Raw genomic sequence first — 18,535 nt, 5'->3', positions numbered from 1 at the left:
AAGTATGACATCCTATCCCTGAGGGGGCGGTAACCACGCCGCGGCAGGATGGGGACGGGGCCATGTCGGCAAAAAGCGACGCGCTCGAAGCAGCGGTGACGGACTATATTCAGGCGCGAGCCGCGCTCGACGCGGTGCCGGGCTCGCGGATGCGGGCTCTGGCCGACCGGAGCTTCGCCCGGCTGGCGGCGCTCGCCGCGCCGCGTATCCGCTATTTCACGCGCAGTTATGGGTTGGCCGATGTCGCCGAGGATGCGGCGCAGGTATGCGCGATCGCGCTGCATCGCGCCGCCGAACATTATGATCCGGCGCGCGCGCGCTTCACCACCTATGTGAACTGGCAATTCCGTGCCGAACTGCAGGCGCTGCGGCACCGGCTTAATGGCGACCAGCGTTGCGCCGGGCGGCGGCATGTCACCGCGACGCTATCGCTCGACGCGTTGCAGGAGGAGGGCGCCGACGCGTGGCTGACCGATCCGGCGGCCGAAAATGCGACCGAAAAGGGCGCGGCGGACAATCTTGCCGCGCTTTTGGCTCACCGGCTGGTCGAGGAGTGGGCGAGCCGCCGCCGCACCAGACTGGGTGTATCGCACGGCGATGAAAGCCGGCTGGAAACCCGACTCGCCGCCGAAAAGAAGCTCGTTCGGCGCCATCTTCTGGTGAGCGACGCGGCGGAGCGGCTGCGCGAAAGCGACCGGCATGTCGTACGCCGGGCGCTCGCCGACATCGTTCATCACGCGCCGGTCCGCCAGCCGCACTGATCGCCTATTGCAGCGTGGCGCGGCCGTCGTCGCCGTCGAAACGGCCGAAAAATTGCATTAGCTGGACGACCAGTTCGGCGCGCGCGTCGATCGGCGTCGCCTCGAGCAGCGCCTGCTTCGCGGCGGCATCGAATGGTGCGACCTGTGCGATGCCGTTCACGAGCGTCGCATCGTCGAGCTGGCCGACCGAATCCCAGTCGACAACATAACCCTGCCGCGCCGCGAAGCGCTTGGCTTCGCGTTCGAGGCTCGCGCGCTCGATGCTCGCGAGCACCGCCTCGTCCTCGGCTTCGAGTTCGATCTCGGCTTCGACCTGCCGGAAAGGCGTCGTGACGTCGAGCTCGCGGCGGACGCGAAAGCGCGCGACGCCTTCGAGGACGAGGTTGAAACGGCCCTCGTCGAGCGCTTCGACGTCGATGATGCGCCCGACGCAGCCGACGTCATAGAGCGCGGGCGGTTCGCGGTCCTCTTCGCCGGGAAGCTGGCGCGGCTGGATCATCCCGATCTGCCGGTCGCGCGCCAGTACTTCCTGCACCATCGCCGAATAGCGCGGCTCGAAGATATGCAGCGGCAGGTGCAGCCCGGGAAACAGCACCGCGCCGGTGAGCGGAAAGATCGCGATCCGCTGGATAGTCAGGGGCGCGGTTTCGCCCATCAGCCGAACAGGATCAGCGACAAGCGGCGGCGCTGCGCAGCGACCCATGCATCCTCGAGACCGACGGCTTCGAACAGCGACAACAGCTTGGCGCGCGCGGCGTCCTCGCTCCATTCGCGGTCGGCGGCGACGATGTGGAGCAGGTTGTCGGCGGCGGCGTCGCGCTGGCCCGCACCGATCTGTGCGCTCGCAAGGTCGTAACGTGCCTGATGATCGCCCGGATTCGCGGCAACTGCCGCCTCGAAGGCGGCGAGCTCGCCCGCATCGGGGGCATCGGCGGCGAGCGCGAGCGCGCTTTTGGCCTGCGCGATTGCGGGATCTTCGCCGATGTCGGCCGGCACCGCGGTGAGCGCGGCCTGCGCGCCTTCGATATCGCCCGCGAGCACAAGCGCGCGAATCAACCCGCCATGCGCAGGAGCGTTGTCAGGTGCCATGTCGAGAATCTGCGCAAAGATGCTGGCGGCGCGGGGACCGTCGCCTTCGGCCAGAACGCTTTCGCCCATTTCGATCAGCGGCGCGATCTCGACCGCTCGCGCGGTCGCTTCGCTCTCGATCGGGAGCTGCGCGAGCAACTGGTCGAGAATCGCCTTCAGCTGGCTTTCGGTGCGCGCGTTGGTCAGGTTCGCGACCGGCTGGCCCTGGAAGATCGCATAGACGGTCGGGATCGACTGGACCTGGAACTGGCCGGCGATGAAGCGATTCGCATCGACATCGACCTTGACCAGCACGACGCCCTTGTCGGCATAATCCTCGGCGACCTTTTCCAGCACCGGGCCGAGCTGTTTGCACGGTCCGCACCATTCCGCCCAGAAATCGAGGATGACGAGGCTGGTCATCGATGGTTCGACGACGTCGCGGCGGAAGGCTTCGACGGCTTCCTTTTCGGTGGGATTCAGACCGAGCGTGGCCACGCAAACATGCTCCTGTTTTGATTCGCCGTCGCTTCTGCCCCGGCGGAAAGACTCTTTCTCCGCTTATGTGGGATTTGCGGGCGATATGCCAACCCTTCGGAGAAAATGCACAATCAGGGGTTGCCGAGTCAAAAAGCCGGTGCTAATCGCCCGCCTCACCCGCTGGAGCCGACCGGTTTCCAGCCGCCAGAGCGGGCGTAGCTCAGGGGTAGAGCACAACCTTGCCAAGGTTGGGGTCGAGGGTTCGAATCCCTTCGCCCGCTCCAGTTTTTCTAAAAAAATCAGTCACTTAGTGTCGCGCGGTCAGCGCATTTTGTGGTGACACGGGCCGTGATCCACCGCCTTGTCTCCACAATGTCTCCAAAAAATATCGCAGATACGGATAGGCGCGGCAGCTTTCGCGTGGCTACCTCGTCTCGCGCGCGGCATGCGCCGCGCCAGTCCGCGGGCCCGGCGCGCTACATCCGCTGACCCATAGAGTGAGAGGGGAACGGGGAAACCCGTGACGGGCAAGGGCTTGGAGAGAGGCTCCGGGCGCTCGTCGCGGAGAATTGCCATGACCCACCCTATCCAAGCGGCGCCCGCCGATCACGCGCCGGGCTACAAGGTCGATATCTCGCGCGGTCAGCGCATTGGCCGCGTTTCATCCGAATGGTTCTCGCGCCCCGAGGACGAGCGCTACCTTTCCTTGAATGAGCTTTTTGACGTCGTCCGCGCGCGTGCCGAGGCCGCAACTGCGCGGACAGTCGAGACGCGCGCGATCCGCGTAGAGGCTGCCGGCGACAATCCGGAGCGGCTCACTCTCCTGCTTCCTGACCACGACGCGCCTGTGGCGCCGACCCATTGGTCCTTCGGCCAGCTCTGCAGCCTTGTGGGCGCACCTTCGGGTTATTTGCGCCAGCTGCCTGCGGCCCTGGCGGGGATCAACATGCAGCACGGGTTGCTCGCGCATCGCGGCGAGTTGGTGAAAACCCTCGAGACGGGCGACGGCCGCACCGAACTCCGTGCCGTCACCGGCCCGGATTATGGGCGCATCTGGGACCATGAGCTGGTGTCGGCGGTTATGAAGATCGCGGGCAATGGAACGGGCGACGCGCGCTGGAAAGTGCCGGGCATGCTCGACTGGTCGACGATGCGGCACAATCCATTGGTCGAGGTCACAAAGGACACGACGACGCTCTATGCGAGCGACCGCGACGTGTTTCTCTTTCTCGTCGACGATATGAACCCGATCGAGGCGGGGCGACTGCCCAACGGGGATCCCGATCTCTTCTTTCGCGGCTTCTACTGCTGGAACAGCGAAGTTGGGTCGAAAACGCTCGGCATGGCGACCTTCTACCTTCGGGCTGTTTGCATGAACCGGAATATCTGGGGCGCGGAAGGCTTTGAGGAAATCAGCATCCGCCACAGCAAGTTCGCCGCGGGACGATTCGCGCAGGAGGCTGCGCCAGCTCTTGAGCGCTTCGCGTCGTCATCGCCAGGTTCATTCCTGGATGGAATCAAGGCGTCTCGGGCTGCCATCGTCGCGCGCGATGACGACGAACGGCAGGGCTTCTTGCGCAAGCGTGGATTCTCGAAAGGCGAGACCGACAAGATCATCGCCACCGTCCTTCAAGAAGAAGGACATCCGCCATCGTCGATCTTCGATTTCGTGCAGGGCATCAATGCCGTAGCGCGCGATCGGCCGCATCAGGACGCGCGGCTGGAGCTGGAAGGAAAGGGTGCCAAACTGCTCGCGTCGGTGCGCTGATCCGGCGTCGCGTCTTCGTCCGGCGTGGCCCGCTTCCCCAGAGGAAGAGGGCTGCGCCGGAGCCATGGCGGTTTGAAAGCCGGGAGAGAGTCTCGCGGCGGCCCGTCATGGAGACGAGTCATGACGAAACATGCGAAAATCACGCTCAGCGGCGCGCGGGGCATCCCGTTCAGCGCCCTCATGCTGAGCCAGGCCAATGTGCGGCGCGTCAAGGCAGGTGTGTCGATCGACAGCCTCGCGACCGATATCGAACGACGCGGTCTGCTGCAGAGCCTGACGGTTCGGGCGCAGCGCGACGAAGAGGGCAACGAGACGGGGCGTTTCGAAGTTCCCGCTGGCGGGCGCCGCTTCCGGGCGTTGCAGCAACTCGTGAAGCAGCGCCGCATGGCGAAGACCGAACCCGTGCCCTGCATCGTGCGCGACGATGACGCCGTGTCGGCCGAGGAAGATTCGCTGGCCGAAAATGTCCATCGCGAGCCTTTGCACCCGCTCGACCAGTTCCGTGCGATGCAGAAGCTCGTCGAGCAGGGCAGCGACATCGAAACCATGGCGGCGACCTTCATGGTCACCCCGGCGGTCGTGAAGCAGCGGCTCAAGCTCGCCGCCGTGTCGCCGAAGCTGCACGACATCTATGCCGAAGACGGCATGACCCTCGATCAGTTGATGGCCTTCTCGGTCGATATAGAACCAGTTTGGGGCTTTAATTTCTCAATCGCCTCGCCGACGCGCCGCATCGTGTCGCGCGCTTCGAGCGCTGCATGGGGGTCAGGGCCGGCGATATCCTCATCCTCGAAACTATGGTGCTGCGACGTCAGGCGCGCAGTGTCTGCGCGCGCCCGATCGGTGAGCAGGTTGCGGGCGGTGCTGACGAGATAGGCTCCGGGCTTTTCGATCAGTGCCAGCTTCCCGCCCTTCGCCATGGCAAGCCTGCGAAAGCACTCCTGGACGAGATCGCCGAGATCCTGTTTCGGCGCGCGGCGGCGCAGATAGCGTGCGAGCGCCGGCTGATGCGCAGTGTAGATCGCTTCCATGCTCGCCGATGGACCAAAGCCCGTCCAGTCGGACGGCGGCACCGGGTCGCCGCTGCTCAAGGCGTGCGCGCGCTTCTGTTCGTCGTCGAAATCCATGTCCATCGCCTCCGGTCGGACCGGAAGGACGGTGTGCCGGGCGGTAAGAACATACTCGGAAAAATATGCGCCGCCGCCTTTAGCCCGAAAGCCTGGACATACGCGTCGGCCACCCGGCAACGGATGGGAATATCATAAAGGCCCGAGCAGAATTCTTACGTTCCGGCACCGCGCGCCTTCTGGCCCGGTGCCTGGTAAGCATAGCCGGACGTAACGTCAGGGCAAGACCGCGCCACGCAATTGGGTCCAGATTGAGTCTTTTTGGCTGGAGACCTCGATTTGTCGCATGAGGCTATAATTCGTCTTTGCCCGACGGATCTTATTCCGTGTTGCGCTGCAGCGGGGTCATGGATTTGATCGTATCATTACCCTATGCGGGCATCATCGCACCCGCCCGGCCTCTGTTCGTAAGGACATGCACACTGGGCGGGTCTTTTTTTGGGCATAGCGGACGCATGAGGATGACGCGCTAGCGTCCGCGATAGGGCTCGCAAGCGATGCCGTCGCCGTCGCCGTCCATTTCCGGCCGGTAACCGGGATGACCTCGGCGAAGCGGGGCCGCACCCGCCGCCCAGGCTTCCTTGCAATTGCGGAAATAGGCTCCGGTCGGCCTCGGCGCTGGGACACGGACTGGCGCCGCGTCTCGCGAAAGGCCCGGCGTTCGGCGCCCCGGCCTCGGATGCGCTGCGCGATAGTCCGCCGGTTTCTGGAATGTGCCGGCCCACACACCGAGACCGGCGGCGCGGGCGCGGGCCTCGGACGCGACATAGCGGTCGCTGAAATGCGGCAGGGCGACCGCAAGGCCCGCGTCTACCATCGCGCCGCCGAGATCGACCGAACCCGCGCGGCAAGTGGCGACGATCCGGCCATAATCGTCGATATCCTTCTGCTCGCACACGACCGATGTTCCAGCGACGAGGCCCGCGAGCTTCGACGCCGCCTGTTTCCCGCAAGCCCAGGATGCGCCGCCGCGTTCGCAGCTCTGCGCCAGCTCGGGCGCATCGACGCCGAAGAGCCGCACCGATATTCCGCTGAGATCGAGCGAATCCCCGTCGGCCGCGCGGGCCGGGCCGCTGATATCCTGCGCCAAGGCAGGGACGGCGAAAAGAAGGAAGGCGGCGGTGATCGTCAGTCTCATGCGCTGCCCATAGCGTCATCCGGTGAGCAAATCCTTGCCGTCCATCTCCATTCCGGCACGCACGGAGCCAGCCGGTGCAAATCCGGCGAGATGAATGGCGCGGCCGCGCGCGCAACGGCGCCGCATCGCCTTTTTCCCCGGCCGCTTACGGCCTCCTCGCGAGCGCTTCGCGCGCAAAAAGCCGGTGCGGCACCGTCCTTCGCTGCCGCTTCGGCCCTTCGGGTGCGCGAGCGGGCCTGACGCCATTCCCTGGCCGCCGGTGCCCCGGGGATGGCCCCGGGCTTCGCAGGAGCAATATCATGGCCGCAATCGGTCTTGTCAGCGGAACGAACGAGAAGGGCTTTGTGGGCCAGCTCGCGACGATCTCGATCCGCGTCCCCATCGAAATCCGCCCCAATCCGAGCAAGAGCGGCGAAGTCCAGCCGGACTATCGCGTTTGGTCGAACGGCGTCGAATGCGGCGCCGGCTGGCTGCGTCGCAGCGAGGCGTCGGGCAAACTCTATGTTTCGCTGACCCTCGAAGCGCCTGAGTTCGGGCCAAGGCGCATATACGCCAACCTCGGACGCGCTGCAGGTCAGGATAATCCCGATGTCTATGCGCTGCTGTGGAATCCCGCAGATTGATCGCCGTCGGCGGCATCCTCGCGCCTGGTTCAATCTTGGCGTGCAAGGGTGTCGCCACCTTGTTAGGGTGACCGCAATGCGCAGCAATCTCGATCATCTCCCCCCGCACAAACAGCGCGAACTCGAACGCATCGTCCAGATCGTCTTCGAAGAATTCGAGGATGTCTTGGCGCTCGCGACGCAGGACTGGAAGCGCAAGGGGCGGATTTCGAAAATCATCCTCTACGGCAGCTATGCGCGGGGCGGATGGGTCGATGAACCGCATACCGCCAAGGGCTATCAGTCGGACTATGACCTGTTGATTATCGTCAACGACGACCGCCTGACCGATCGCGTCGAATATTGGTCGAAGCTCGACGACCGGCTGATCCGCGAGCTGTCGGTCACGAAGACGCTGCGCACGCCGGTAAACTTCATCGTGCATAGCACCGGCGAGGTGAATTCCGGGCTGTCGCAGGGGCGCTATTTCTTCATGGACGTCGCGTGCGACGGGATCGCCATTTATCAGGCGGTCGACGATGAATTGCCCGAGCCGCAGCCGAAAATGCCGCATGCGGCGCTGGAAATGGCGCGGGAATATTTCGACGGGTGGTATCCCAGCGGCGGGGAGTTTTTCGAAACAGCATCATTCGCAAGGCAGCGCGGATGGACCAAAAAGGCCGCGTTTCTTCTGCATCAGTCGGTTGAAAGCTATTACCACTGCGCTTTGCTAGTCTGTTCATTTTACACGCCGCACGTCCATAATCTGGCGTTCTTGAGGACGCAGGCAGAGCGGCTCGATACGCGGCTGATCGTCGCTTGGCCGCGCGAGACGAAGGCTGACCGGTCGCGCTTCGAGAAGCTGAAAGAAGCCTACATCAAGGCCCGATATTCGAAACATTATCGGATTTCTGAAGACGAACTGACTTGGTTGGGCGCCCGCGTCGAGGCTCTCGCCGCGATTGTGGAGAGCATCTGCAGCGAGCGCATTACGCAGCTCGAGGAGACGGCACGCGCCGCTGGGTAGTTGGAGCATGCGACTGCTTCGCGCCTGGTATCGGCGGTTAGCCTGCTGACCCGCCGATCCCGAAAGCTGTCGTCCGTCCATCTCGCCCTCACGATCGCGTGTTTGATCTCGAAACAGAGGCCGCACACTTCTCTCTCGACAAGTGATGCCTGACGCGACACGCGCATTCTATGACTAAGCAAACGTCAGTAGCAGCGCAGCGCCCGCGGGCCACGGTAGCCTTTGTCGCATCTGGGCGTCCGCCCACGTCCAACAAATCAGTGGGCAAGAAAGGCGGGCAGGCGATGGCGCAGTATAGTCGGCTGTACAAAGCGGCCGGAGGCGCACTCTCGAACGAACTCTCCTATGCGACCGTATATTACTTTGTTCCCGGATATAGGCCCAGCAACGACGCAGACGCGGGCAATGTGAACAAGCGTGTTTTGGATGGGCTGCAAGGTGTGGCCTATGATGACGATCATGTTGTGCGATTGGTGACCTCGGGAGTCATCGACTACGGTGTAAGCGCGAGCGGCCCGCTACGCGTCGAGCAACTGGACCTAACGCACGTCCCGGCTCACGCCCTGCCCCATCTCGCGACAGCGATTGCGCAGGGCACCGACCATTTTCTCTATGTCGAGGTCGGCCCACTACGTCCGGCCATGATGGTTTTCGGCATTGGAGAACAGAAATGAATGTCGAAGACCGCGGAATAAGCAGTGTCTTTCTTGAGCTTGCCGCAGCTGAAGAGCTTGCCGTAAATCTCACCAACGGCGGCTGGGCCGTCGAGCGCGAAGCCCAAATCGACGACAATCGCGTGGACTTAGTAGCTCGCCGCGGTGACGAAGCAATATTCTACGAGTTTAAAGTAGCCGGTGCGGCACCACCCGCCGGCTGGGCTGACCACCTCATTGCACAACAGCAATTGGCTCGTCGACACAATGCGGCATTTCGACTGGTGATGGTTCGACCGCCGCGTCAAATGGAGCTTGAAATCGAGGGCGTGGAGCGGATGCTCTTCGAGTGGCTTGTTCAACATCCGCCGATGGAAGTTGAGGACATCGCCGGTCACACCCTAATCGATGACGTAGATTCCGTTGACTTAACCTCTGTCCGGATCAGCGGCACGATTGCTGAGGTATCCGGCGAGGCAATTATTGGAGTCACGCTGCAGACTGGAGGCGGCGAGGAGATTGGCTCCGAGAGTTTTCCGTTCACTTTCTCCGCAACGCTCGATCTCGCGACAAGAAGCGCTGAAGACGTCGATGTGCACGAGGTCGATACGACGAGTTGGTACGGGACCGACGACCAGGATTTTGACTTGGACGGACCCCCCGATCCCAAGTGAGACGACAAAAATGAGTTCTAGGGCGTTCAGACGCTCGACTTACAGGTGCGAACGATCATCGATGTAGCCGCACCGGCTAGTTGGGCCTGAACCGAGGCGGCTTGTTCCGCGTGAGCGCGCCGAAAGGGAAGGCGCGCGACTCGAGGATTAAGGTAGGGGCGGCCGGCCGGCCCGGGAACGCTGGGCGCGCCGTAGCACCGCGAGTTGCTGGACCAGCAGGGATCCGTCGAGACCATCGGCGAGGTAGCTGCTGACCTGCTCGAGCACCTCGGCATGCCCCGGGGGCTTGATGCATCCCTTGCCTTCTTCACTGGCAAGTCGCTCAGCGAGCGCGAGTTGCTCGAACCGCGACCGCACGACGCGCTCGAGGCGGGCAACCCGCTGCGTGGCGCGCTTGAGTTTCCCGCCACGAGCGCGTGACACCAGACTCTGGTCTACACGCGCTTCTGCGGCGAGCACCACTTGGGGCGGCAGCCCGGGCGCCCGGAGCATCGCCGCCAATTGAGCCAGATCGGTTGCTTTCTCCATGGGGCGCTGCTCTACGCGCATTGTCGCATAAAATAAATGTGATATGTGATTGCTGGGGAGGGGTGGCCTGTTAACGATGGCGACGCTACGCTTCCTGATAGAGGGGTGATGATGAACTTCTGGGATGCGTCGTTAGAGGATACAGTGCGGCGGGCCGGAACACTCGCGCGCCGTCGACCGGCGTCCCGTGACGTCGTCGACTGGCTTTCCCTCTACGATGAGGACAGGCCGACCTCGTCGAACCAGGGTACCGGCCAGCTGCCGTTTCAGCGCTGGTTCCGTTTTAAGGAGGCTTATTCGCCGAAGTTCGTGGCTGACACGATCGCGTCGCTGCCTCACCCAGTCGATCGAGTGCTGGACCCGTTCGGCGGCAGCGGGACGACCGCGCTGACCTGCGGCTTCCTCGGTATCGACTCCGTCAGCCTCGAGGTGAATCCTTTCCTCGCCGACCTTATTGCCTCGAAAGTTGCGGCAGTCCGCCCATCTGACCTGTTGCGCCAGTATGAGCGTGTCCGCGCGTCGCTTGAGATCCTGCCAGAGGACCGCGTGCCGCCCAAGGGCATGCCCGCGACGATGCGTGAGCCGGGGCGTGACGGTCGGTGGTTGTTCGCCGCTGACGTGTTCGATACGGTCAGGGCGCTGGTGCGCGGGCTCGCCAAGGTGCCGTCGGCCGAGCGCAGGCTCCTCCGCGTCCTCTTGGGCAGCACGCTGGTGAACAACAGCAACGTTGTTATAAACGGAAAAGGGCGTCGATATCGCGGTGGCTGGCAGGGGCGGGAGCGCACCCCGCGCGATCTCCTCGACGACCTAGATGTCGCGGTTGACAGCGCGGTCTCCGACCTCACGCGATTCTCGGTCCCAGCCGGCTCGCGGCATTATGTCCGTCGCGGCGACGCCCGGGTTCTGCTACCAAAGGTCGATACGGTGGACCTGGCGATCTTCTCTCCGCCGTATCCGAATTCATTCGACTACACGGACGTATACAACATCGAGCTGTGGATGCTCGGCTACTTGCGGAACGCTGACGACAACCGCCGCCTGCGCCTCAGCACGCTGCGTTCGCATGTCCAGATCGCTTGGCGCTCGACCCCTGCGCCAGGCGGGTCGGCGACGCTGCGCGAGGCGTTAGAGGCTCTCGATGCCAGTCGTGCTGAACTTTGGAATCGGCGCATTCCCGAGATGGTGGCGTCCTACTTCGATGACATGTGCCGCATCCTGTCGCAGCTCGCGCGCATCCTGCCGGCCGGACGGCACGCGGTGTGCGCTATCGGCGATAGCCAGTATGCCGGAACGCACGTCGACGTCGCGCGGATCATAGAGGAGATGCTGCCCGGCCTGGGGTTCAGGCTGGTCAAAAGCGAAGCGATACGCTCGATGCGTACGAGTTCGCAGCACGGCGGGTCGTTCGACCTGCGCGAACACTGCCTTGTGATGGAGAGGAGCTCGTAGGTTGACCCACACGCCGTCCTACAGGTTGCCGCGCATCGCTTCGGTCCGCCTGAACTCGTTCGACCTTTATCGCGTCGACCCAGACCCCTCGGTCGTGATTGACCGTCCGGTCCTGTGCCTCGTGGGCGCGAACGGCCTTGGCAAGTCCACCTTTCTCAATACGCTCAACTATGGGATTACCGGTGCGATCCCGGACCCGCTGCGAGACTACAAGTCACCCGAGGAATATTTAGAAGATTCGTCGCGAGGCGACCGCATCGACCAATATTTCACGGGTAGGATCAGCGAGTTGAGGCGTCCGCTCGCGAACGTCGTCGTTGAGCTGGCTTGGGACGACGTGTCGATCACCGTCACTCGCGACATCTTCGAGCGCCGCGGCGTGTCACGTCTGGAGATTCGCCGGGGTGCTGACGTGGAGGTGCTCGACAGGGAACAGTCGGAGGATCTCAAGGAGCGATACGAGAGCGAGGTGCTCGCGGCCTCCCAGGTTCCCAGCTTCGACCGCTTTGTATTTCTCTATCACTTCGTCTTCACCTTCGACGAGGGACGTCACCTAATCAGCTGGGACGATCGTGCCATCACCGACGCGTTGTATCTGGCGTTCGGCGGCAAGGGTGACGCGACGAAGTCGGCGAAGCTGACCCGGGACATGGAGCGCGCGTCGTCGCGGGCGCGTAACACGAGGTTCATGGCAAAAGCGGTCACTGACCGTATCAAGAGCCTTCAGGGCCTGCTCGATGACGACCAGACGGCGGCAGAGGGCGACGAGCGCGAATTAATGGCGGAGCGCGACGCGCTGGAAAAGGACCAAGCGACGTCCGAAGCGCGGCTCGACGCGATCGACCGTGATCGCCAGTCGGCCGACCTGCGATGGGCGGAAATAAGCTCACGGATATCGGACCGGCAGGCGCGCTACCGTCAGGTCTTCGCCAGCCGCGCCTCGCGCGCCGGCGGGGTGGCGTTCCATCCGGCGGTGCGCGCCACGATCGACGAGGACGAGTGCGCCATATGTCACACGACGTCCGTGGGCCATGTCGTCTCCGCTCACCTTGCGGCGGGGGAGTGTCCGCTCTGCGGCTCTGTGGTCGGCGAGGCCGATGCCGCCGACGAGGTGCTAGCGACGCTGAAGGAGCTCGACGCCGAGCTGATAGATCTGCGAGGCCAGTTGGAGCAAGTGTTGGCCGAGAGGACGCGGCTGGAGACTTCGCGGTCGGCCGTGGCGGACGCCGTGTCTGCCGCCAATCAGGCGTTAGAGGCCTTCTTCGAGAAAACTGGGGATGGACTGGAAATGGAGCGTCTGAAGGGGCGCGACTGGGCGACGGGCGAGATTAAGAAGCAGATCGAGGAGCGCGGCCGGCTTCTGCGTCAGGCCCAGGCGCACCGGGAGAACCGGGACGCGATCCGCCAGGAGCTGCGCACACTCGAGCGAGGCTTGCAGGCTGGCTTCGACGAGGCAGCGCGCATTTTTGTGCCACGTTTCCGCGAGCTCGCGCAGCAATTCATCGGTCTTCCGATCGACGTTGAGCTCGAGCAGCGAACCGGTGTTGAGGTCGCTGGATTCCGACTCAAGCTGACGATGGACGACCAGCTGCGGTCGTCCGCGCAGCGTCTTTCCGAGAGCCAGCGCTTCTTTATCGACATCGCCTTGAGGATGGCGATCGCCGAGATCATGACGATAGGGTCGTCAACCCTGCTCATCGATACGCCGGAGGGCTCGCTCGATATCGCTTACGAGGCGAAGGCCGGCCAAATGTTCGATGCGTTCGTGGCGAGCGGAAACTACATCATCATGACAGCGAACCTGCGCAGTTCGGCGCTATTGGTGAACTTGGCGGAGTTGCGGACCAGCGCTGGGATGCAGCTAGTCCGCATGACCGACTGGACCAGCCTGACTCAGGTTCAGGAGGAGGAGGAGGAGCGGCTCGACGAGGCTTATGACGACATCGAGAAGGCGTTGGGCTGATGGCCATTCCCATCCTCAGCATAGAGGCTTATTTCGACTGCCTTTCGATCGCGGCTGGCGTGCCGAGTTCGGTAGCTCCGGCGTCGACCCGCGAGCTCCACCTCTTGGGCTACCTGGCGCGCCTGCTAGCCCTGTTCGAGGGTGAGCCGTTGGCCGATTGGGGATACGCGTTCGCCCTCACCTCGCGCGGCTTCCCGCATAGCGCGGCCTTCGAGATCGCGCGCATCGAGCTGGCGGGCGAAGGGCACATCGAGCAATGCGAGCCGGAGACATTCGTCGCCACGGCGCGCGGCCGCGACGAGCTGATGGAGTTGATGGGGCTTAGCTTTCTCGCAAGCCGTTCGCGCTGGTTGAACGCGGCGGCCGACTGCTCGCTCGCGCTACCGATGGGCTCGATCCGATACGCACTGACGTCGCGCAACGATCTCCTTGGGTCCGGTGGATCCGGTCAACCGCGTGAGCTAGTAACTCCAGCTTATCTGGACCGGGTCCACAGCGAGCGCACTTTGATCGAGGACGCGCTGGGTGGCGAGAGCGCGGACCTGCTCGCCCCCGCTGTTGCGTGGTTGTCGATCTACGTCCTCGAGGCGCGGGAGCAGCTTGCCGCATGAGCGTCAATCTCGACCACGCCACGATCCTAATGACCGCGGCTTACATTAAGAACGTGAACGACGCCTTCGGCGCAGAGGGCGGCAGCGCGCTTCGCTTGTTGCTCGACAGCGTGCGGCTCGTGCTGGCCGAACGACCACCGGATCTCATTCAGCGCGATCTTACGTTATTAGTGCCAGTCCGCGGCAAGGATGCGACGCTCGAGGCTGCGGGCTATGGTGAAGTGATCTCGCTAGCCGATGCCGAAGCGGTCGCCGACCAACTTTCGCAATGCCTGGATAGCGACTGCCTCATTGCCGTCGCCCCGGACCGGAGCTTCCGTTTCGTGCGGCTCACAGTCGCCGTGGACCACTTGTCGATCGCAGGTGATGCTGTCGTCTACCACCGCAGCGCCGGCATCGAGCGGATCGCGGCCGGCCAGAACGACGTCACGGTGCTCCGGCTGTCGCAATTCTCCGCTAGCGCCTTCGCCGACCCGACGTTCTCGGATCTGGACGATGCACTGGACAGGTATGGCCGACGCGCCCGGGAGAGCGCGTGCGAAATACTGGCGCCGGTATGGGAGGGTGGGGCAGATGGACCCCGGCTGGTTCTGGTCAACAAGCCCGAGCACGTCATGCGGGAATCGCTCTTCCAGGCGCTGAGCATGATGCTCCGGAGGGCGGACGTCACGCGTGAGCATACCGTGGATGCCGAGAAGCCCGTCGACATACGCGTCGCTTGGACCGGAACGCCTGCAGAGGCGCTGATCGAGATCAAGTGGCTCGGCCGCGCTTCAACCGCGCCGGGGTCAACGACGCCTTACACGAATTATTTCGCCGGGCGGGCGAGGGAAGGCGCCGACCAGCTGGCGAACTACCTCGATCTCAAGAAGTCCAGCTCGGCGAAGCAGACAGTGCTTGGCTATCTGGTCATCTTCGATGCTCGACGTGGCGCCGTGAAGGGGCCGGCCGACTCGTTGCCGAAGACCGACGCGCTGAGGTTTGAGAACGACAACCCACAATACAATCCCGACCACGCCGCAATCCGCACCGACTTCAAGCCGCCGAGGCGATGGTTCCTCCAGCCGAGACAGACATACTTCGTCTGAACCGCGCGGGGCAAGCAACGACAGCTTTGCATAGTGGGATCTCTAAAAGCGGTCTGTCCGGATCCGGCCAATTGCAGTAGAGCTAATAGTGCGAGCCGGTATCGAGCGGATCGCAAAAAAAGACGCCCGCTCGATCGAAACCGTGCGGGCGTCAGATGAAGATCTCTGATTTCCTGAAAGGAAGAGCTCTCCTGGGTCGCACGGCGCGGATAGCGCCGCGGCCCGACTGAAAATTGTACGGCAGCGCCAAAAGATGTGTCGGAGCGCGATCAGCCGTCACGGTTCCCTTTTTTCGGCCAGAAACCGGACGGTCACCAAGCGGCTAGGTTTCCAAGTGAGCGCGGTATCTGATGGGCGCACTCTGGCCTCGGCAGGCTCGGCCAGGGGTCGCGCTGATTTTGGGCCGCGCGGCGCACTCGGCTCGCTTTCCTTGCGAGGCGGCGGCTAGGCACTGGAGCGCATCGCACGCCGCCTCGCTGCGGGCTCGCCAAGAGCGCGTCTTTTCTGGAGAGCATCGAGCGACTTTGGCGAGATCAGTTCAATTTTGGTCAGCCGCGCATTGTGGCTAGCGCAGGCTGCGAAAGGTCACCGAACAGCGTGGGGCGTCCATCGCCGTAATGCTGTGTTCCCAGTCGTTCCGCGCCTCGCCGTGCATGTGATAAATCGACCGCGGTGCCAGGTCGGCGGTTGCGCGCTCGAATTTCTCCCCTGCGCGACGGCGGAACCGCATCACTGCCGGCGAACCGAGCGATATGCCAATCACATGTTCGAAGACGGGGCGATCCTTGTGCCAACCGATGCCCGCGCCGATGCCATATTCGATGATCAAGGCCTGCTCGAGCGCGCTGGCATCGAGGCCGGCGAAGGCGGCGGCGCGAGCGCGTAGCGGTTCGAGCCAGCGCGGCAACGTGTCGCCGGGGGCAAATCGACCGGTCTGGAAATCATAGGTCCAGCCGAATGAGCGCGTTAGCCTCTTTCCTTCCCATTGCTGGAACTGGAACGGCGTCAGGTTGGAGGCTGCAATGTTGGTAATCAGCTCAGCCTCTTCGGCGGGCGTGACGACATCGTTGTCGTAGGCGAGGCCGGGAAGCAAGGGTATGCCAAAAAGGTCGGCTTGGGGCGCGGGCCGCGGTGCCCGCGCGGCTGCGCCGCGCGTCATAGCGGGAGCGCAGTTTGCGCCCGCAGCGGTTCGACGAAAAGCGTGTGGCGCGGCGGCTCCTCGAATAGCACCTCGTTCGGCAGTGTCCCGTCGAGCCAGTGCATGACATTGCGCCGTTCGATGATCACGCCATGGCGTGACTGGTAGGGAATGACGTCGGCGCCGGCGGGGATGGTGAGGATGCGGTACGACAGCGGCCAGTCGGCGAGCGGCGGGTCCCAGACCGCGGCGAGATAGAAGAAATTGCCGCTGTCCAGCGTGACACGGTAGCGATGGTCGCCGGTGCCCATGCGGAACTCGGACGCCGGGATCAGGCAGCGGCGTTTGGGGAACGCGCGGCCTTCCGAGCGGACGAAACGATAATTGATGCCGTCAGAGAACCGCGGATCGGAACCCCATACCGCTTTGACCATTTCGACTTCGCCCATATTGTCGGGGTCGCGGCGCACGAGCGCCGTCACGCCGCCGCCCGGGGCATCGGGATCAAAAGGGGTTGGCGCGATGGTCACATGTGGAACATAATAGGAACGAAGATGAGTCGCAAGAGCCAGGGGGCAGATGCGAATGTGCAATGACTACAGGCTGGAAGTCGACATCGCCTCGATTGCCGAGGATTTCGACGACCTCAAGATCAAGATCGAGATGCCCGAGGGCGCGCCGAACGTGCCAGCGCGCGAGGATGTTCGCATCACCGACATGGGGCCGATCGTGAAGGCGAGCGACGGCTCGGCAATGGGCGAGCTCGTCAACCGGCGATGGAGCTGGCCTGGGCAGGGCGGGAAGCCGGTCTATAATGTCCGCTCGGAGGGCCGCGACCTTGGCACCCATCGCTGCCTTGTCCTGTGCGACGGATTTTACGAATTCACCGATCCGACCGACAGGGCGCAAAAGCGGCTCGATAAATGGCTGTTTACGATGAAGGATCATCGCTGGTTCTGCATGGCGGGCATTTGGCGCGATGCCCATGTCGGCGAGGCCTTCAGCCTGCTCACCATGGACGCAGGGCCCGATATTGCACCTTATCATCATCGCCAGATCATTCCGCTGCCGCGCGATCAATGGGCCGCTTGGCTCGACCCGCGCGTGCCCGCCGCCGATGTCCTCAAATGGCTGCCCGCGGGCAGCCTCGAGGTCACTCAGGTCTACGGCAAACCGCCGGCGCAGGGCGCGCTGGCGCTATGAGCGACACACAGGGACTGGAGCGGTTCGTCGTGGCACAGGAGCAGATTTACGCCCGCGCGCTCGATGAAATTCGCCGCGGCAAGAAGCGCTCGCATTGGATGTGGTTTATCTTCCCACAGCTCGCGGGGCTCGGGCGCAGTGCGATGGCGCAGCGTTATGCGATTGCCGATGAAGTCGAGGCAGGCGCCTATCTGGCGCATCCGCTTCTTGGCACGCGCTACGTCGAATGCGTGTCGGCACTCCAGGATTTGATCGGCAGTGACGCGGTGGCGGTGTTCGGCGATGTCGATGCCGTAAAGCTCAGATCGTCGTTGACGCTGTTCGAAACGGTTGGCGCGGGCGCGCTCGTCGGGGCGGCGCTCGACCGCTGGTTCGGCGGACAGCGCGACGAGCGGACGGCTGAACTTCTGGGTCTTACCATCGCTGATCCCGCCAAACCGCGCGGTGACTCTGACAATGAGGCTGAGCAAGATTAGCGATCGATGTTGGCGCGATTGTCGGCCGGCATCAGGCGCCGGATTTGGCGATTTTCGGCGTCAGGATCAAAGTGCGGTCCTCGACGCGCCACGACTGAAGTTCCGAGAGGAAATTCATGCCCAGGACGTCGGTGTCTCCCAGCCCGGGCGAGATCACGACTTTGAGCATTCGCGCCTCAATGCCGCCAATTTCTAACCGGTCGAGCGTGCCTGCGTCGGCGCGAACCGTGCCGTTCGCGGTCTTCATGAGCAAGGGGACGAGCGTCGCGTCAGCCTCGACGCCTGCGGCCCGTGCCGTCGCGACCGAAAGGGCGGTGACCGTCGCACCGCTGTCGACGAGCATGCGCCGCTCGGTGCCATTGAGGCGGACGGTCGCCCAGAAATGTCCGTCGCGGGCCATCGGAATGCGGACCTCCTCGCCCACCACCTCTTGCCGGTCGAGACCGAGGCTTGCGGTGATTCGCGAAAGATTGGGATCGAACGGCGCCTGCTGGAGGATGAGGAAGATGCCGAAGGCGAGCAGCGCGAAGGAGAAAAGCGCGCGAAAGACCCGCCCGACGTAGGGAATCTTGAACAGCAACATCAGGATCAGCGCCGCGCCGACGGCGTAGATCGCAAGCTGGGTCCAGGGCAGGTCGGTGGTGAGCGGCATATTATTAGCGCGCTTTTACAGGCGCGAAGGTGACGCGCCAGTGAATGATCCACAGCAAGGGAACGCGGACGGCTTGACGCACGTTCGTTCCGGGTGGAACATATAGGGAACATCTGAGTCGATGACCAT

General features: G+C 63.5%; 20 protein-coding genes, 1 tRNA gene and 1 pseudogene. 14 read left to right on the top strand and 8 right to left on the bottom strand.

Translation table 11 applies throughout. From position 1 onward, the window contains the following. Window positions 1–62: 62 nt before the first annotated feature. A complete protein-coding gene (locus ASD73_RS13710) occupies window positions 63–761 on the top strand; it encodes a sigma factor (RefSeq protein WP_056372966.1) in 699 nt (232 codons plus the stop codon). Between the two features lie 4 nt (window positions 762–765). Here the strand turns inward: ASD73_RS13710 and ASD73_RS13705 are convergent, their stop codons facing one another. Both ASD73_RS13705 and ASD73_RS13700 read right to left on the bottom strand, forming a co-directional pair. Then, complete coding sequence (locus ASD73_RS13705) at window positions 766–1,416, bottom strand: LON peptidase substrate-binding domain-containing protein (RefSeq protein ID WP_056372965.1); 651 nt, start codon at window positions 1,414–1,416, stop codon at window positions 766–768. Beyond that, entirely contained in the window at window positions 1,416–2,327 is a 912-nt protein-coding gene (locus ASD73_RS13700) for a tetratricopeptide repeat protein (RefSeq protein WP_056372964.1), read from the bottom strand. Before ASD73_RS13700 ends, ASD73_RS13705 begins: the two co-directional genes overlap by 1 nt. A 191-nt stretch (window positions 2,328–2,518) precedes the next feature. Here ASD73_RS13700 and ASD73_RS13695 point away from each other — a divergent pair. From ASD73_RS13695 to ASD73_RS13685, 3 genes and pseudogenes are all read left to right on the top strand, one after another. After that, window positions 2,519–2,593: transfer RNA gene (locus ASD73_RS13695), tRNA-Gly, on the top strand. A gap of 290 nt (window positions 2,594–2,883) precedes the next feature. Next, window positions 2,884–4,077 (top strand): hypothetical protein, encoded by a 1,194-nt coding sequence (locus ASD73_RS13690; protein WP_056372963.1) that lies wholly within the window; start codon window positions 2,884–2,886, stop codon window positions 4,075–4,077. Window positions 4,078–4,197: 120 nt separating this feature from the next. Then, window positions 4,198–4,755: pseudogene (locus tag ASD73_RS13685) on the top strand (ParB/RepB/Spo0J family partition protein); the annotation flags it as partial. Here ASD73_RS13685 and ASD73_RS22310 read toward each other — a convergent pair. Both ASD73_RS22310 and ASD73_RS13680 read right to left on the bottom strand, forming a co-directional pair. Then, complete coding sequence (locus ASD73_RS22310; RefSeq protein ID WP_235534482.1) at window positions 4,734–5,108, bottom strand: RNA polymerase sigma factor; 375 nt, start codon at window positions 5,106–5,108, stop codon at window positions 4,734–4,736. The pseudogene ASD73_RS13685 and the gene ASD73_RS22310 overlap by 22 nt on opposite strands. 565 nt (window positions 5,109–5,673) lie before the next feature. Continuing rightward, window positions 5,674–6,342 carry a thermonuclease family protein gene (locus ASD73_RS13680; RefSeq protein ID WP_056372961.1) on the bottom strand — a complete coding sequence of 223 codons (669 nt, stop codon included), beginning with the start codon at window positions 6,340–6,342 and terminating at the stop codon, window positions 5,674–5,676. Between the two features lie 299 nt (window positions 6,343–6,641). Between ASD73_RS13680 and ASD73_RS13675 the strand changes: the two genes are divergently transcribed. The 4 genes from ASD73_RS13675 (at window position 6,642) to ASD73_RS13660 (ending at window position 9,298) form a co-directional block, all read left to right on the top strand. Continuing rightward, complete coding sequence (locus ASD73_RS13675; protein ID WP_056372960.1) at window positions 6,642–6,965, top strand: DUF736 domain-containing protein; 324 nt, start codon at window positions 6,642–6,644, stop codon at window positions 6,963–6,965. A gap of 76 nt (window positions 6,966–7,041) precedes the next feature. Further along, window positions 7,042–7,971: a HEPN domain-containing protein gene (locus ASD73_RS13670; protein WP_056372959.1), complete on the top strand. Its 930-nt coding sequence runs from the start codon at window positions 7,042–7,044 to the stop codon at window positions 7,969–7,971. Window positions 7,972–8,255: 284 nt separating this feature from the next. Next, the gene (locus ASD73_RS13665; RefSeq protein WP_056376077.1) at window positions 8,256–8,645 is read left to right on the top strand and encodes a hypothetical protein; all 390 of its coding nucleotides are present in this window, start codon (window positions 8,256–8,258) and stop codon (window positions 8,643–8,645) included. Beyond that, window positions 8,642–9,298, top strand: coding sequence for a hypothetical protein (locus ASD73_RS13660; RefSeq protein ID WP_056372957.1), 657 nt, complete (start codon window positions 8,642–8,644; stop codon window positions 9,296–9,298). Before ASD73_RS13665 ends, ASD73_RS13660 begins: the two co-directional genes overlap by 4 nt. Before the next feature lie 147 nt (window positions 9,299–9,445). Here the strand turns inward: ASD73_RS13660 and ASD73_RS13655 are convergent, their stop codons facing one another. Then, the gene (locus ASD73_RS13655; protein ID WP_156377383.1) at window positions 9,446–9,826 is read right to left on the bottom strand and encodes a hypothetical protein; all 381 of its coding nucleotides are present in this window, start codon (window positions 9,824–9,826) and stop codon (window positions 9,446–9,448) included. Between the two features lie 108 nt (window positions 9,827–9,934). On the opposite strand from ASD73_RS13655, the gene ASD73_RS13650 reads away from it, so the two are divergent. The 4 genes from ASD73_RS13650 to ASD73_RS13635 are packed head-to-tail and all read left to right on the top strand — an operon-like array spanning window position 9,935 to window position 14,937. Continuing rightward, window positions 9,935–11,275 carry a hypothetical protein gene (locus tag ASD73_RS13650; protein WP_056372955.1) on the top strand — a complete coding sequence of 447 codons (1,341 nt, stop codon included), beginning with the start codon at window positions 9,935–9,937 and terminating at the stop codon, window positions 11,273–11,275. 1 nt (window position 11,276) lies between these two features. Beyond that, entirely contained in the window at window positions 11,277–13,238 is a 1,962-nt protein-coding gene (locus tag ASD73_RS13645) for a hypothetical protein (protein WP_056372954.1), read from the top strand. Then, window positions 13,238–13,849 carry a hypothetical protein gene (locus tag ASD73_RS13640; RefSeq protein ID WP_056372953.1) on the top strand — a complete coding sequence of 204 codons (612 nt, stop codon included), beginning with the start codon at window positions 13,238–13,240 and terminating at the stop codon, window positions 13,847–13,849. Before ASD73_RS13645 ends, ASD73_RS13640 begins: the two co-directional genes overlap by 1 nt. Next, window positions 13,846–14,937, top strand: a complete 1,092-nt coding sequence (locus ASD73_RS13635) for a hypothetical protein (RefSeq protein ID WP_056372952.1) — start codon at window positions 13,846–13,848, stop codon at window positions 14,935–14,937. The genes ASD73_RS13640 and ASD73_RS13635 overlap by 4 nt, the downstream gene beginning before the upstream one ends. Before the next feature lie 565 nt (window positions 14,938–15,502). On the opposite strand, the gene ASD73_RS13630 is transcribed toward ASD73_RS13635, so the two are convergent. Beyond that, the gene (locus ASD73_RS13630; RefSeq protein WP_235534400.1) at window positions 15,503–16,030 is read right to left on the bottom strand and encodes an alpha-ketoglutarate-dependent dioxygenase AlkB; all 528 of its coding nucleotides are present in this window, start codon (window positions 16,028–16,030) and stop codon (window positions 15,503–15,505) included. Window positions 16,031–16,092: 62 nt separating this feature from the next. Then, window positions 16,093–16,605, bottom strand: a complete 513-nt coding sequence (locus ASD73_RS13625) for an SOS response-associated peptidase family protein (protein WP_235534399.1) — start codon at window positions 16,603–16,605, stop codon at window positions 16,093–16,095. A 55-nt stretch (window positions 16,606–16,660) separates the two neighbouring features. Between ASD73_RS13625 and ASD73_RS13620 the strand changes: the two genes are divergently transcribed. Continuing rightward, on the top strand, window positions 16,661–17,278 hold the full coding sequence (locus ASD73_RS13620) for an SOS response-associated peptidase (protein WP_056372950.1): 618 nt from the start codon (window positions 16,661–16,663) through the stop codon (window positions 17,276–17,278). Beyond that, a complete protein-coding gene (locus ASD73_RS13615) occupies window positions 17,275–17,754 on the top strand; it encodes a DUF1810 domain-containing protein (RefSeq protein WP_056372949.1) in 480 nt (159 codons plus the stop codon). The genes ASD73_RS13620 and ASD73_RS13615 overlap by 4 nt, the downstream gene beginning before the upstream one ends. 31 nt (window positions 17,755–17,785) lie before the next feature. On the opposite strand, the gene ASD73_RS13610 is transcribed toward ASD73_RS13615, so the two are convergent. Then, on the bottom strand, window positions 17,786–18,406 hold the full coding sequence (locus ASD73_RS13610; protein ID WP_056372948.1) for a retropepsin-like aspartic protease family protein: 621 nt from the start codon (window positions 18,404–18,406) through the stop codon (window positions 17,786–17,788). Window positions 18,407–18,535: the final 129 nt, after the last annotated feature.

The organism is Sphingopyxis sp. Root154 (genome assembly GCF_001427105.1).
GTDB lineage: Bacteria > Pseudomonadota > Alphaproteobacteria > Sphingomonadales > Sphingomonadaceae > Sphingopyxis.
The sequence above is the reverse complement of the archived record's forward strand: the minus strand, read 5'-3'. Positions and strand labels throughout refer to the sequence as shown.